Source organism: Citrobacter sp. 21OH12SH02A-Citro (assembly GCF_027919895.1).
Classification (GTDB): domain Bacteria; phylum Pseudomonadota; class Gammaproteobacteria; order Enterobacterales; family Enterobacteriaceae; genus Citrobacter; species Citrobacter braakii.
The window spans coordinates 1,954,659-1,967,880 of the sequence record NZ_CP114801.1 but is presented as its reverse complement, the minus strand read 5'-3'; the positions used below and the strand labels follow the sequence as shown (position 1 = coordinate 1,967,880).

The following is a 13,222-nucleotide window of genomic DNA, read 5'->3' as shown; positions in this document are numbered from 1 at the left end:
CTCGGTTTAAAGTGAACGAATGCCGCGGGATTCGATACGATCGGAGATAGAGTCCACTTTTTCGTAAAGCATTGAACGTCCAATCGCCATAATCAGCGCAACCGCGCCGTCGATTTTGTTTTCGTTCTGCTCCTTAATGGGTTTTACAACGTCGTCATTACCCGGCAGATACTTCCCGACCACGTTGCTGATACACCAGCTCATGATCGGGTTACCGTCGTGATGAAAACGCCCAGACTCAATGGCTGCTTCCAGCTCTTTCATTGGGTCTGACATATTGGTGTAGTTCTGAACGATAGTGATCGGATTAAGACTTTCATCAGCCAGATCATGTGAAAGCCCCGTCGCGCCGAATGGGTCAATCGGTGACTCACTGACCGGGTTGAGTTTGTTTGCTGCTTTGGCCTCTTCAAGGATGTAGCGGTAATCCACTTCAGCGCCATCAGTAACTGTAAGCAGTTCCATTTCAACCCATTTCTGAAATCGCTCCGCAGTACGACGATCTTCATTCTTTTCAACGCTGAATACTGTGTCGTAGGGAACCCAGAAGCGGGGAGCAACGCTGTAGTAATGTGTCTTGCCGTCAATTTCTCTGGTGAACAACCGCGCCATACTGTTCATATCCAGCTTACGCGCCAGGTCGAAAGACAGAACACATGGCTGTCCTTCGAATTGCTCCAGCGTCAGTGTCTTATCCTCGCAGTTCTGCCAGGAAACCAGGTTGTAGAAAGCTGCACGGGCTGCAACCCAGATATTGAGGTGTTTGGTTTTAAATACGCCAGCCTGACGAGCGTTATTAATAGCTCGCTGTTGCTGGCTGAGGAGAAAATCACGATAGACCGACACGCCCATATTCGGGTTAGCCTTTTCCAGCACTTTAGGATCGGTCCAGTCATCCCCCTCGTCGACGGTGTATATCACGCCGAACAATTCCTCATTCGGTACCGTGCCGTTAAGCATCTCAATCACTTCACGCCGTTTGTCGTAGCATGGCCCCTCAATGTTGTAACCTGCCGTCGTTATCGCCCACATTAGCGGCTGTCGCCGCGCCCCCATACCAGTCAGCATTGTGGTGTAGAGCGAATCTGTTGGGTGTTCGTGATACTCGTCAACAATCGCACAGTGCGGTGAAGCGCCGTCCCCAGGGTTACCAATCAGCGGCTCAAAACGCGCGCCATCTTCTGGCCGGTTCAGGTTGGACGCATTAACTTCAATCCCGAACGCTTCCACCAGCAGCGGGGTGCGTTTACACATCAGACGAGCGGGTCTGAATACTTCCCACGCCTGTTTTTCAGTTGTGGCCCCGGAATATACTTCAGCGCCAAACTCGTTATCACAGGTAAAACAGAACAGCGCCACACCTGCCGAAATAGCTGATTTCCCATTTTTACGCGGTATCTCCGTGTAAACCTCGCGAAATCGACGAAGCTTCGACCCTTTCTGGACCCAGCCAAAAGCGCAGCACACAATAAACAGTTGCCATGCCTCCAGAGTGATCGGCATCCGCTTGAATGCCCACTCTCCTTTTGTATGTGGCAACAACTGGATAAATTTCGCGGCCTTTTCTGCCATGTCTTTATCGAAGCGGTAACGAAATTTCTTACTCTTTTCAGCCGCCATGTCATCGATATGACGCTGGCAGGCCTGAATGACAAACTGGCACGCCGGAATTTTCCCCCGCACAACGTTGCGGGCGTATTGATTCGCGGCGTTTACGTTGGGGTACGATTTCCGGCTCATGAGTTGATCATCTTCAGGAATGGGTTAGAGGTTTTCTTCTGTCCGGCAAGGCCGATCAGTCGCTGACGACTGCTGGGGTCAAGGCCAAGCATGGAGCCGGTAGAACTCATCTCCGATTCCTGCTCTTTCTTTGCGGTTAGCTCAGGGTTTTTTATCTTCCCCCCCATAGCACCAGTGATGGACAGCCCATCTCTGGCGATATTTTTAACCGCCCTGCGCCAGAACTCATATGCAACACACCAGCGCTCAAGTACGGCAAGATCGGTAACACAGAGTAGCCCCTGTCCGCATAATTCTTTCGTGGTCAGTTCCCACATAACGGCCGCCATTGGCAGACCTTCATCCTCAGAAAACCAGTCAGGTGGTGCCACGCCTTTAATCGGTGTGAATACAGGTTCCTCTTTATTCAGGGCTCGTTTGCCGGGGTTCCCTGCCAGCTCCTTGCGCGCCGTTGGCTTGGGGCGACGCCCGGAACGCCCCGCCGTTCCAGCCATAAGCGACACTCCTGGTTAAATTTCATTTTTCGCGGGTATAAAAATACGAGGAGGCGGGCAGTCCGGAAGGCGCGCGGTCACAGAGATTTGACCTCCCCCTCCCCTGGATGATGATGACACCGATTCTCACTTGAGCCGCTCACGCGCAGTCTTCGCGGCGTGACACGACCAGCACAGGCTTTCAAGGTTGCTGTCTTCATCAGTACCGCCGTGGGCCTTCGCTTTGATGTGATCCACGCAGGACGCCTGCTTCACGACTCCCTGACGAAGATGGTTCTGACACAACCCTTTGTCTCGCTTCAGTATGCGGGCTCGTATGACTTCCCACTTTGAACCATATCCGCGCTGCTGTCTGGATTGTCCCGGTTTATAGGATTTCCAGCCCTCGCCTTTGTGATTTTCACAGTAGCCAGATGGGTCTGTTGTGGTAAAACGGCAGCCGCGAACACGGCAGGCTTTTGGTGTTCGAGGTGGCATACTTTCTCCAATAAAAAACCACCAGCAGTGGCCAGTGGTTTTAGTGGGTAACTATTATAAATTAACCAGCTTTGAGCTCTTTCCTTGATATTTTAAGTACCTTTTCGAAAAGTGTCTTAGTCATTGATAATAGATGCTCTTCTGCTTCTTCCGTGTCCCAGCCCTGGTAGTGCACATCATGATCAACCTTACGCTCTTCTGTGAGGTAATCCCTTAACAAGGTTGATACTGATTCTGGTATAAGGAGCTGCCCTGCATGGCTGTACTTAGTGATTAAACTTTTTGCCTTTGAAGCAGCTAATTTCAACTCTTTTACATGAGCCCCATCAAGCACAACAAAATCAGGAAACTCTGCCGGCCCCTCTCGTTGATATAACTTTAAATCAGAGTAGTACTCCTGTAACACTTTCAATTGGTAGATTGAATCTGTGAGCTCAATGACAGCCGCAGCTCTTTTTTCCCACCATTTTTCACTATAGAACCGTTTCAATGCGAAAAATGTTGCGACCCATGCCCCAAATGCACCTGAGGATAAGGCCAACAGAAATTGCCAAACGTAGTTCATCTATACCCCCGAATTTTTTATCAGAGATATTTTGCACTATCGCAGGCACTCAGTGAATGCCTGCTGTAATACCCATAATGATGACCATTAAAAAAGCCACTCGAAAGTGGCCTTTGTGATGGCAATAAAAAACCGCCCAGAGGTGGTTTAAAAATTTCAGTTACAGATCTTCAAATTGGTTTTATTTGGCATCCATGAAGGACTGGATGGCTGATGCCAAGGTTGCGATTTCCTTAGCTGCACTTTTCAGATCGCACTCGACCTTATCACCGCGAGCCAATGCTGTCGAAGCAGAGGCTGATGCCTTTGCAATCTCTAATGCAGCATTCATCGCGAGGATACGCTTATGATTCTCGTCAGAAACGCGGCCATCTGTTGAATTGTAATAACCTTGAAGCATACAACCTCCTTTTAAAATAGAGGCTTAATCTTATCGCGATGAAAGTGGTGATAAAGAGATTTGCCTCTTGTTTTCTACCTATTTTGACAGTTCATCTGCCACGCTATGTTGTGCGCCAGAATGTCCCGCTTCGTCTGCTTATCCAGCACGGTAATATCGTGCTCAGTGAGATAAATGATGTTCACCCAGTCACAGGCCGTGTCCGTTACTTCAGGTTTTGCGGGTAAAGTTTTCGAGCAACTCACGGTCAACATCGTCATCAGGAAGATGGTTAACAGTCTGCTGTACATCCCTGGCTCCTTTTGTTGTCTCTACCCGGCGTTCGGCTACCGCTTCAGTAGCTGCTGCACGTTCTTCAGTGCGCTGCTGGTCCACTTTTGTTTCGGCGATACTGGTACCGCGAGATTTACCCAGACCAAAAGCACCGGCAATTGCTGCCAGCGCGGCAACAATCAGGCCGATAATCATTTCAAGTCCCATACTGACCTCACACCAGTGCGGCTTTAGCTTTGGCGTAACGTTCACGGCGGTCTTTAATGCCGTTCTGCCCGCCGTTAATAATCTGCGTGACGCGTTCCACATCCCCCGAATAGAGGAGACAACCACACAAAGTGAAGTACCATGCCGCCGAACGGGCCGCGTGTCGCTCTTGGGTCAACAGTTCCGGAGTGCTGACAAGGTCAAGCTTCAGTGCTGCACCACATTTGGTGTAGTTCTCACGACCCGTGATTTGCAGCAGACCGCGACCACGATATTTCCAGCCATCACCCGGGCTGTTATTTCCCATGCGGTCACCGTAAACCAGATTGGCTATTTGTGGCTGGTGAGCGACCTGCTTACCATCTACTCGCCCCAGCATTTCACACTGATACGGTGTGAGGCGTTTACCAAAGGTTTTCTTTAGCCCGTCTACCGAGTAGTTGAAGCTCTCGACCAGAGAGGTAAAACCAGCAGATTCATGCCCAACTTGCGCAATGAACATGGCCTGATCGTTAACTGCTGTGATTCCAAACTCTTTCATTGCCGCATCAATGTGCGGAAACCAGCGTGCAGAAAGCCCGGCGCTGATACCAGCCGCCTGCTGAAATTGTGATTGGTTCATTATTGCCTCAGATGATCAACCAGGCGTGCCACGTTGCCTCTGACGGCGACCAGCACTGACAGGAAAATAATGTTGGCCCCGATAGTGGCCCATGATGAGTACGGGTAAATACCGCACAGATACGCTAGCGGAACGGCGCTATAGATGACTGTAAGCAGCCACGCTAAGCGAGATATCCACGGTCGATGTCGTGAGTCGCCGCGACGGTAAAACATCAGGGTCAGCACTACCCCAGCGCAGAGCAGCGCATTGATTGTTGCCGATGGGTCATTTAGTACCACCTGAACCTCCCCGGCGCGTTATCAGCGCCACCAGCGAGCCGATATCCTGATTATTCAGGAACGTCAGGATTTTGACGGCTAAAGCAGAAACAATTACGGCGCCAATGGCATCCAGTGGTTTATCACTGTAGCCAGTCCAGTTAGCCAGCTTTGAACCAACCAACCCTGAGCAGATGATCCCTGCGATGTAGGACACGACAAAATACGCCAGCCGACGTGCTGCGCTAAGATCCGCAGCCGTTGCAATGTAAAATACAGCTCCGGCAAACGCGCCAAACACCACGCCGTAATCGGTTCCGGATAGAAATCCATAGACGCTGGCGCCCGTCAGGACACCACCAGCCAGACCAGTACCGGAAATCGGATCGGACATTTATCCCCCTCATATTGGTATGACTCCGCTCTGAATAGAGGGGATACAATGAAAAAATTGTTAGTTATAATGGTTTACTTTTAACTAATGGGATAATGATGTGGATTCGAATAACTTAACAATAGTAGCGACTCTATTTGTTGCATTAATCACGGGGCTACTTGCTTATACATCAGCATTATCATCAAAAGAAAAGGAGGTGAAGCTATCAGTTTATGAAAGACTTGGAATAGATGTACATGCAGCACTTGAGTCATTACAAAACAACACTGAATATCTAATTCAAATAATCCTTTTCTCTCCACACACTAATAGATTGGCGTTATTGGATGCTAACAAAAAAGTACCCGCATCACATGATAAGTTAAGAGAGTTGAAAGTGCGAGTTATGTTTTTTGATCGGAAATTATTCAAAAAATACAATGAAACAATAAATGCTCACGGAAACCTTACCCCAAAGTTATTTGGTCTTGGCGATGCAACTGGTACAAAACCAATAGATCCAAGAAAATCATTAACCATATATGAAAGAAAAAAATATTTATTTGAACTTAGAAAAGTTCTTTATTTAATCGAGAAAACAAAGGAACAATTGATTAATGAAACGTCCGAAAAATATAACAAAACATTAAATTCATCGAGAGCCATTAACAAACTAATTTACATAATTATTTTCGCTGTTTTATTTTTTTTATTTTTCTTACCATCAAAAAAAGAAAATGAACAAAAACCAAGTACAACAAATATTTACATCCTAAAATAAAACCCGCTCAATGGCGGGTTCTAAGAGTTCTGTTGCTCAGTTCGCTTTAACTTCCCGAGCCTATCACAATTTAAGCACTTACCGGCTCATTTTTCAAGTGGAATTTGCCGCCATTTGTGTCAAACGCGTCACAAAGTGGTGCGTAAAGCATCGATTCTGCAAGACTTACCCATGTATCAATTCGGCGGCGGCAGGTCATGAAGGTCCATTCAGGGTGTTTTTTCTGTAGCTCAGTTGCCATCTGGCGCTTGCTCTTGCGCAGGCGGTGACGGTCAATGATCACGCCATAGAGAGAACGGTTATCATCATTCATCAGGACGGCAGCAATGACGCCGTCGATTTTCAAGCCCTCATCATCAGAGCAGAAAGCTAAGCCGCTTTTGTTCTTCCCTTCCAGAATCTCTCTGAAGAATGCTTCCAGCTCGGGTTTGCTGATACCCGCTTTCTTCATCCGTCGTAGTGCTTCGTTAATTGCCGTTTTGGTGATTTTTCCGGATGCCAGTAGCTGGTTAAACATGTTCCCACCACTACCACCGCCGATATAAGACCAGCGGCCCCACATGCGCAACTTGCCCTGTATCCAGATGCTTTCCAGAGTACGAAGACGAACCATTTCACCAGATTTACCAACTTCAGAAGGATTAATCATTTAGCGTTCTCCACTTACGCCAGTACGCCAATTGCCAGCGCACGATCTATAACCCGAAACACCAGGACCAGTTGGTCACCGTATTTCGCTTCAAATGCCACAGGATCAGCATGCAACTCGTCGTGATGCTCTCTGCACAGAGGAATCACAAACAGGTCGTGTGCTTTTGTACCCATTCCACCCTGCCCGTGGCCAATCAGGTGGTGGGGGTCGTCAGCTTGCTTGTTACAGCAGACGCACGGCTGGGCCTTAACCCATCTCGTGTATTTCTCATTCACCCAGCGGCGACGCTTGGGTTTTAGCATGAAGGATTCCGGCGTTTCCGGGTCTACCTTCATTGCCACTATCTTTTTCGCTTTCTCCTGTACCAGTTGTTGAGCAGGTAATGCCGGAACAATATCGCTTTCACGTGTTACCGACTGGTGAGTCTCTTCATTCAGACGAAGAGCTTTATGGGCTAAGGCTTCAGGTATTTCGTCAGCCAGGTCGTTCCTGACCATCCACCAGCAAAACTCCGGCAGCGTCAGAATGTGGTCCTCACTGAAACCTAATTGGCCGTTTACAACCTTCAGTAGCCAGGATACCAGGTTTTCACGTGCTATACCCGCCAGACCTTCAGTGAACTGATCACGAATTTTTAAGTCACAGCCCCAGCATGTGCGGATTGAGCCAGGTGCATGCCGGGTGATGGTGTAGTTGCGATCGTGCCACTCGCTGTGTGGGTACTGACATTCCAGTTTCCTTTCGAGCCAGACATCCAGTGAATTGAGTCCACCAGCACGATGTATGACCTTCTGATTTTCGAAGACATCACGCATTAACGGATCGTTCTGAAGCTCCTGAGCAGTCTCTGGCAGCAGACCAGACGGCAACTCAGCCATTGACTCGGCCTGTGGCTCGATAAGAACACGCCCACGTCTGAACAGATGCATCAGTTCACTGCCAGGGCGAAATATCACTACCCCGGTCATCGGTGCCACTTCAGGTGTCAATAATGCCCTCACGCTACCTGCCCCTTAGCAATATGCTCTGCCCACAGGCCGCCAATCCAGCGAACACCCTTGGCAGTGAAGCGGGACTGATTAAACGCGTAATTTGTCTGGTTTGTCGTTCCTGTCTTCACCTCGAAGCGTCCTGCCTCGATATGCTTGCTCTTTGGCGTGAGAACACGGTTAAGCCGGTACATTATGCCGTTCTCAATCAGGAACATCGCAAACTCCGGCTCTTTGGCGTTAAGCAGCTTGGCAACCTGTCGGAAAGTCATTGACCCAGTAGCCGTAACATAACGATCTACAAACTCGGCCTTCGGTGCGGCTACTGCCAGTTCTTCACTCAGGCGCTGTTTCTGTTCTGCCAGATCAGCAGCAAGGCGCAGGGCCTCAGGAAGTGACTGGGGAACAATCATTCCACCGTTGCTCTCCAGTTCCTGCCAGCGGTCAACAAGTCGGGCGGTGAACTCAGGCGATAACTGGGCAACGATCACATAGCTGTCTCGTTTGTTCACTTCATAGTGATGGTAGACCTGCCCGTTCTGGGGGTGGGTGTACTGCAATGCAGCATACCCTCCAATCACACCGGAATTCATGAGGCGCTCTATCGTTACGCAGACATTGCTGTGCCGGGAATCAACCAGCTTCGCAATCTCACGGCTGGACATGGTGATCTGCTGCCCTACCGTTGCTGCATGATGGGTCGGACACGTTACTGTTATGCTCATCTGTTGCATGCTCTGTCTCCACTTATCAGGCGACTGCACCCGCCATTGGTACATTTAGTGATCGATATTTCTACCCGTCCACCAGGTACTTTCGGTCCCCACTCCACCAGCATGCGTCGCACCTGGCTGTCGTCCTCCCAGATGCCTGCATGTGTAAGCGCGTCAAACAGCGCTTTGTTGTAGTTGTCTATGTCGCGGCGGCGTTCATCGGGTGGATAGAGCACAATCTCTACTGATGCCGGTGATGATGACGGCTTAGGGAGAATGCGAAGTTGATCAACGATAGCCACGCATGCTGCGCTCTGGTATGCCCTACCTTTGGCACTGATGAGGTGACGGCCAGCCAGCGGCCCCTTGTTAGGAGCACGCCAGTAGGTGTTCACGCTGGGTGGAAATGGGAGTACCAGTTTCATCATGATTCCACTCCAAAGCGCCCGTTCATGCGCCCTATTTTTCCTACGAACTCCAGCAGGGTTACCCCCAGCGGCCTTATCTTCTCGTGATGCTTCTTCAGGATCGGCGGTACTGTCTCGTTCCAGTTAGGTTTAGGCTTCACCTTCATTGCTTTTCTGATCTCGTCGCTGCAACGTTTGGCCTGAGCCTGAATGGCGTTCTTAGTTTCCTGGTTCATGCGCCTGCTCCTTTCGCCCAGTCGATATGCATTACGCTGCCCGGAATCAGATGCAGGTCTGGTTTAACAGACTGGTTTCCCCAGTGGTGCCAACCAGGTGCCGCGCAGCGGCTGAACAATTCAATGCGTGACACATCGCCATATAACTGCTCCAGACGGTAACGCGCTTCTGCAGGCTTCTGGCTGTGCTCGCCGAGTGGACTGTAGATAACCTGTTTTATGCTGGCGTTCTGACGCTCAAGACCTTTCCCTCTGGTGGCAATTAGCAGATCCTCGGTATTGGCGCGGGTATGGTTACCACCGTTCATTCGTGTCTGAGCGTTCAACAGGTCGAGGAAGTCGTAAAAGCCCTCTACTCCACCAGCCTGTAGCGCTTTATTGATGTGCTGCTCTGCCAGTGCGTTAAGCTTCACCCATGTGAATCCCTTCATGGTTCTGACCTTAAATCCCCACGCTTCGGCAAGCTCGATCGCTTCACGTGCATGTGTACCGGTGAACCACATGGCCAGAACGGAATCTTCCGCAGCCAGATCCCAGACAGGCAGGCGTTTTATGTCGATGAGTTTCATCGTGCCGTAATGGTTTTCCGCAGCACCATTGCTGATGGTGTTTCCGTATTCCCACGGCGGATCGGCGTAAATCAGTGAGTAGTCCATTAACGACCTCCCGAAAATCGACCAGCCAGATAGCATCCGTCTTCGGCAATAACCGCTGGTTTAGCCAGGCCAAGGCAGCGCTGACGTTCTGCCAGTATTGCTGCTCGCTCTGATTCAATGGCTGATGCGCTGAACGCCTCCATGTAAATCGTCGCAGCACGGTGAAAGAGACCTTTCGACTCCAGACCTTTCGCCGTTTCCATCAGGGCGCTGACTTCAGGAGTAGGTTCAAACACTTCGAAGTGGCAATCTGCTGGCGGTTCCGCGTAGTAACGGAATTGGCGACCGTCGCGTTTACGCGTTGCCAGCCCTGAACCATGTAAGCGGCAAACGGCGAGTTGAAGTCTGTCCTGGCTGAATTGGGTCAGACCTTCGATGATGTCCCTGGTCGTGGAGCCGGGATTCATGGCAATAAACATCTGCACTGTTTTCAGAATGCTCATCATTACCCCCTGAATCCTTCAGGAATGCGTGTATCGCACTCGTATTTGGATTTAAACATTGGGTCCTCTCGAACCTCATTTTTGCTCGCTGACGCTGATAACTTCAGAGACAACTCATCCCATTTTTCACGCAGCTTCGAAGGACTGAGAATGTTTTTGCACCAGAAGGGATCACGATTTACACGACCGTACAGCTCGCAGATCTGGCGGTGATTGCGATTATCCTGAGTGCACATCAGACGAACCTCGTTAGCCCAGGAAACCCAGTTAGGTTCTTTAGGGCGAACCAGTTCACCGTCAGACTCAGCCGCTTGTTCGTAAAGTCGTATAATCTTTCCCCAGATCCATTCTGCGCAGGTTAAATCTTCCTGAGTTCCCCACTGCCGTTTCGCAGCGCTGAAAACTACAGCTGTTGGATGGCGAGACATAAAATCATTTGGATTAACTAAAGCGTCCGGTTGCGAAGCTTCCGGACAAGAAGGGGTTTTATTCTCTGTAGTACTCTCTGTTGTATTCTCTGTAGGATCATCAGTGCATTTTGACCTGATGACAGCGGTTCGTTTTGACCTGATGGAGTGTGTCACTTTGACCTCTTCCATCGTGTCATTTTGACCTGATGGAACAGCGCATTTTGACCTCTTCGATTCGGTCACTTTGACTTCATCTAAAAGCTCGCTTTCATAGTTGATCGTGTAGAAGTTGGTCATGTCTCGTTGAGACTTGTTCAGTTGCTCAATTTTGAGCACACCGAGTGTCTTCAGGCGGGTGAAGGTACGCTTCAGGGTCGACTCAGACCAGAACGGGAACTGTTCCAGCCACTGTTCAGTCGTGTTGTAAATCCAGCGAACACCATCACGCTCCATGCCAGACGTTGTTTCTTTCAGCCAGTAGTTAATCTGCTGCAATGCAATAGCCTCGTTCAGGCCAATGCTGTATGCAAGGTCAGGATTTATCACTATTGGGCGGGATGTCATTAACAGGCTCATTCGGACCCTCTATTTCCCTGAATTTACGCTGAAACTGTTCGAGAGGGCTGAAGCACTCATGCTCGTATCCGTCGCGCAGGTATATAACCCGTTGAGTTTCTGGCTCCCACCGGATAACCCTGACTGGGACGCCGTAGCTGTCCTTAAACCGTCTGTTGAGTGCTCGCATATGCGTCTCGCCCTCCTCTGGAACACACCCACAATTGCGATAGCTCTACTGTGGTTACAAGGAATCCACCGACCTGATACCATGCGTTCATACCGAAACAACGAGGTTCCATGCACTGGAATTCCACGGAGTTGCGGAAGGCGGTTATTTGCCGTTAAACTGTTCATGCGTTAGTTTCTCCACTGATACGACACGCCACGGAGCCCGGAGCTGCACACTCGCGGGCTTCATTCTTTTCTGGAAGGCAATAAACACGTGAAATCAGGTTCAGGAACGTCATAAGGGTTACCCGGAACTGGTAGGCTATTTCGTTCAGGCTGTCCCATTCCCCTTTATCAACCACGCCATCATCGATGTACCGCCGATATGCGTTGACTAAATCACCGAGCCTGCCCACCAACTCAGCCAGCTTTAAGCCAATCTCCTCGTTCTCTGTTTCTGGTGCCGCGCCAGGGATATGAATGCCGTTATCTGTTTGCCGAGAAAACGCATCGGCTATGTGACTAACACCAGCAGCTTTTTGTAGTACCATCGCCCACCCCATAGGGAAGATTTGATCCCCATCCACACGGAGGCGGTTAAAAAGCGCGTTCTCTGTTACCCCCAGCCATTCCGCAGCTTCGGCATAACCACCAGGTAGATCGGTGATCGTCTTTTTTATCGCAGCCACCAGCCAGGCTGGCTGACGTTCGACTTTCCAAATAGGTTCGTTACCCACGGTTAACCCCTTATTTCTGTGGTTATAAAAATCAGCTCGTCTGCTACTGTTTAGGGTAAATGTCAGGACGAAGATCAGATTTGCTGATAATCCCAGCAGTTGTTTCCTCCAGCTTTTTAGCCAAGGAAAAACCTGCCTTTTTGTAGCCATTGAAAACTAAACGCAGGTAGCCTGGCGTGGAACCTACGCTTCCAGCTAATTCACCTTGCTGCTCTTTAGTTAAAGAGTCCCAATACTCTTTCATGATATGTACCTCCTGTGTACATATTACACGAAAGAAATGAACCCACAAGGTACTTGTACCATAGAGGTACACATTGTTTAATTTACTGATGAAAACTATCCAGGAAATCAGGCGATTAAACGCCCGAAAATTGAGAGATGGTGTTGGGGGTAATAGTTACTTCGCTAACATGATCGATCGTGAACCTACACAAACCAGCCGGTTCATGGGTGAAGGTGCCACCAAAGGTATTGGTGACGCCATGGCAAGGCATATCGAAAAATGTTTTGACTTGCCTCAAGGCTGGCTAGATACCGAACATCAAACTACCAATATTGCTAAATCACCTGACGTTTCAGACGTCAATAGATCCATTACGATGGTCCCGGTTATATCCTGGGTGCAAGCCGGAGCATGGACGGATGCTGGTTATGCAGAGGTAGATTTGAGTAGTGTAGAGACATATCCTTGTCCCGTTCCGTGCGGGCCAATGACTTATATCTTACGCGTCATTGGTGATTCAATGATTGATGAGTATCGTCCTGGCGATATGATTTTTGTTGATCCAGAGGTTGCAGCTTCTCATGGCGATGATGTTATTGCTTTAATGCATGATTCTGGTGAAACAACGTTTAAGCGATTAATAGAAGATAGTGGCGAAAAGTTTCTTAAAGCTTTAAACGCCAACTGGCCAGAGCCATATATTAGGATCAATGGTAATTGCTCCATTATTGGCACCGTTGTTTTCTCAGGAAAACCACGACGGCACAGACATAAGCTTTAACCCATCATCACAAACCTGCTTCGGCAGGTTTTTTTATCCTTGACAATGTAC

The 13,222-nt window shown here is 49.3% G+C and carries 23 protein-coding genes; 2 read left to right on the top strand and 21 right to left on the bottom strand.

Annotated features, from left to right (window positions below):
• Positions 1 to 6: 6 nt before the first annotated feature.
• The 10 genes from O6D90_RS09480 to O6D90_RS09435 form a co-directional block, all read right to left on the bottom strand.
• Positions 7 to 1,740 (bottom strand): terminase large subunit, encoded by a 1,734-nt coding sequence (locus O6D90_RS09480; RefSeq protein ID WP_088583016.1) that lies wholly within the window; start codon positions 1,738 to 1,740, stop codon positions 7 to 9.
• Complete coding sequence (locus tag O6D90_RS09475) at positions 1,737 to 2,234, bottom strand: phage terminase small subunit P27 family (protein ID WP_075848475.1); 498 nt, start codon at positions 2,232 to 2,234, stop codon at positions 1,737 to 1,739. The genes O6D90_RS09480 and O6D90_RS09475 overlap by 4 nt, the downstream gene beginning before the upstream one ends.
• A 126-nt stretch (positions 2,235 to 2,360) precedes the next feature.
• Positions 2,361 to 2,711, bottom strand: a complete 351-nt coding sequence (locus O6D90_RS09470; RefSeq protein WP_053286220.1) for an HNH endonuclease — start codon at positions 2,709 to 2,711, stop codon at positions 2,361 to 2,363.
• Between the two features lie 61 nt (positions 2,712 to 2,772).
• Positions 2,773 to 3,276, bottom strand: a complete 504-nt coding sequence (locus O6D90_RS09465; RefSeq protein ID WP_109018020.1) for a hypothetical protein — start codon at positions 3,274 to 3,276, stop codon at positions 2,773 to 2,775.
• Between the two features lie 181 nt (positions 3,277 to 3,457).
• Positions 3,458 to 3,676, bottom strand: a complete 219-nt coding sequence (locus O6D90_RS09460) for a hypothetical protein (protein WP_109018019.1) — start codon at positions 3,674 to 3,676, stop codon at positions 3,458 to 3,460.
• A gap of 74 nt (positions 3,677 to 3,750) precedes the next feature.
• A complete protein-coding gene (locus O6D90_RS09455; protein WP_109018018.1) occupies positions 3,751 to 3,930 on the bottom strand; it encodes a hypothetical protein in 180 nt (59 codons plus the stop codon).
• Positions 3,887 to 4,156 (bottom strand): hypothetical protein, encoded by a 270-nt coding sequence (locus O6D90_RS09450; RefSeq protein ID WP_109018017.1) that lies wholly within the window; start codon positions 4,154 to 4,156, stop codon positions 3,887 to 3,889. Before O6D90_RS09450 ends, O6D90_RS09455 begins: the two co-directional genes overlap by 44 nt.
• 7 nt (positions 4,157 to 4,163) lie before the next feature.
• Positions 4,164 to 4,778, bottom strand: a complete 615-nt coding sequence (locus O6D90_RS09445; RefSeq protein WP_271143295.1) for a glycoside hydrolase family 19 protein — start codon at positions 4,776 to 4,778, stop codon at positions 4,164 to 4,166.
• Positions 4,778 to 5,059: a phage holin family protein gene (locus tag O6D90_RS09440; protein WP_072161075.1), complete on the bottom strand. Its 282-nt coding sequence runs from the start codon at positions 5,057 to 5,059 to the stop codon at positions 4,778 to 4,780. The genes O6D90_RS09445 and O6D90_RS09440 overlap by 1 nt, the downstream gene beginning before the upstream one ends.
• On the bottom strand, positions 5,046 to 5,432 hold the full coding sequence (locus tag O6D90_RS09435) for a phage holin family protein (protein WP_109018015.1): 387 nt from the start codon (positions 5,430 to 5,432) through the stop codon (positions 5,046 to 5,048). Before O6D90_RS09435 ends, O6D90_RS09440 begins: the two co-directional genes overlap by 14 nt.
• Positions 5,433 to 5,532: 100 nt before the next feature.
• Between O6D90_RS09435 and O6D90_RS09430 the strand changes: the two genes are divergently transcribed.
• Positions 5,533 to 6,195 (top strand): hypothetical protein, encoded by a 663-nt coding sequence (locus O6D90_RS09430; protein WP_271143294.1) that lies wholly within the window; start codon positions 5,533 to 5,535, stop codon positions 6,193 to 6,195.
• A 70-nt stretch (positions 6,196 to 6,265) separates the two neighbouring features.
• Here O6D90_RS09430 and O6D90_RS09425 read toward each other — a convergent pair whose 3' ends face one another.
• The 11 genes from O6D90_RS09425 to O6D90_RS09375 form a co-directional block, all read right to left on the bottom strand.
• Positions 6,266 to 6,844 carry a DUF1133 family protein gene (locus O6D90_RS09425; protein WP_271143293.1) on the bottom strand — a complete coding sequence of 193 codons (579 nt, stop codon included), beginning with the start codon at positions 6,842 to 6,844 and terminating at the stop codon, positions 6,266 to 6,268.
• Between the two features lie 14 nt (positions 6,845 to 6,858).
• A complete protein-coding gene (locus O6D90_RS09420) occupies positions 6,859 to 7,848 on the bottom strand; it encodes a DUF968 domain-containing protein (RefSeq protein ID WP_202195352.1) in 990 nt (329 codons plus the stop codon).
• Complete coding sequence (locus O6D90_RS09415) at positions 7,845 to 8,561, bottom strand: phage antirepressor KilAC domain-containing protein (RefSeq protein ID WP_271143314.1); 717 nt, start codon at positions 8,559 to 8,561, stop codon at positions 7,845 to 7,847. The genes O6D90_RS09420 and O6D90_RS09415 overlap by 4 nt, the downstream gene beginning before the upstream one ends.
• Complete coding sequence (locus O6D90_RS09410; protein ID WP_271143292.1) at positions 8,558 to 8,974, bottom strand: RusA family crossover junction endodeoxyribonuclease; 417 nt, start codon at positions 8,972 to 8,974, stop codon at positions 8,558 to 8,560. The genes O6D90_RS09415 and O6D90_RS09410 overlap by 4 nt, the downstream gene beginning before the upstream one ends.
• Positions 8,974 to 9,192 carry a hypothetical protein gene (locus O6D90_RS09405; protein WP_088583026.1) on the bottom strand — a complete coding sequence of 73 codons (219 nt, stop codon included), beginning with the start codon at positions 9,190 to 9,192 and terminating at the stop codon, positions 8,974 to 8,976. Before O6D90_RS09405 ends, O6D90_RS09410 begins: the two co-directional genes overlap by 1 nt.
• Positions 9,189 to 9,848 carry an MT-A70 family methyltransferase gene (locus O6D90_RS09400; protein WP_271143291.1) on the bottom strand — a complete coding sequence of 220 codons (660 nt, stop codon included), beginning with the start codon at positions 9,846 to 9,848 and terminating at the stop codon, positions 9,189 to 9,191. Before O6D90_RS09400 ends, O6D90_RS09405 begins: the two co-directional genes overlap by 4 nt.
• Complete coding sequence (locus O6D90_RS09395) at positions 9,848 to 10,294, bottom strand: hypothetical protein (RefSeq protein WP_225836881.1); 447 nt, start codon at positions 10,292 to 10,294, stop codon at positions 9,848 to 9,850. The genes O6D90_RS09400 and O6D90_RS09395 overlap by 1 nt, the downstream gene beginning before the upstream one ends.
• Positions 10,294 to 11,277 (bottom strand): hypothetical protein, encoded by a 984-nt coding sequence (locus tag O6D90_RS09390; protein WP_088583028.1) that lies wholly within the window; start codon positions 11,275 to 11,277, stop codon positions 10,294 to 10,296. The genes O6D90_RS09395 and O6D90_RS09390 overlap by 1 nt, the downstream gene beginning before the upstream one ends.
• A complete protein-coding gene (locus O6D90_RS09385) occupies positions 11,234 to 11,446 on the bottom strand; it encodes a DUF4222 domain-containing protein (protein ID WP_088583029.1) in 213 nt (70 codons plus the stop codon). The genes O6D90_RS09390 and O6D90_RS09385 overlap by 44 nt, the downstream gene beginning before the upstream one ends.
• 163 nt (positions 11,447 to 11,609) lie before the next feature.
• Positions 11,610 to 12,164: a YmfL family putative regulatory protein gene (locus tag O6D90_RS09380; RefSeq protein ID WP_088583030.1), complete on the bottom strand. Its 555-nt coding sequence runs from the start codon at positions 12,162 to 12,164 to the stop codon at positions 11,610 to 11,612.
• A 43-nt stretch (positions 12,165 to 12,207) separates the two neighbouring features.
• Positions 12,208 to 12,408 carry a YdaS family helix-turn-helix protein gene (locus O6D90_RS09375; protein WP_053390031.1) on the bottom strand — a complete coding sequence of 67 codons (201 nt, stop codon included), beginning with the start codon at positions 12,406 to 12,408 and terminating at the stop codon, positions 12,208 to 12,210.
• 88 nt (positions 12,409 to 12,496) lie between these two features.
• Between O6D90_RS09375 and O6D90_RS09370 the strand changes: the two genes are divergently transcribed.
• The gene (locus tag O6D90_RS09370) at positions 12,497 to 13,171 is read left to right on the top strand and encodes a LexA family protein (protein WP_088583031.1); all 675 of its coding nucleotides are present in this window, start codon (positions 12,497 to 12,499) and stop codon (positions 13,169 to 13,171) included.
• The last annotated feature ends 51 nt before the right edge of the window (positions 13,172 to 13,222 follow it).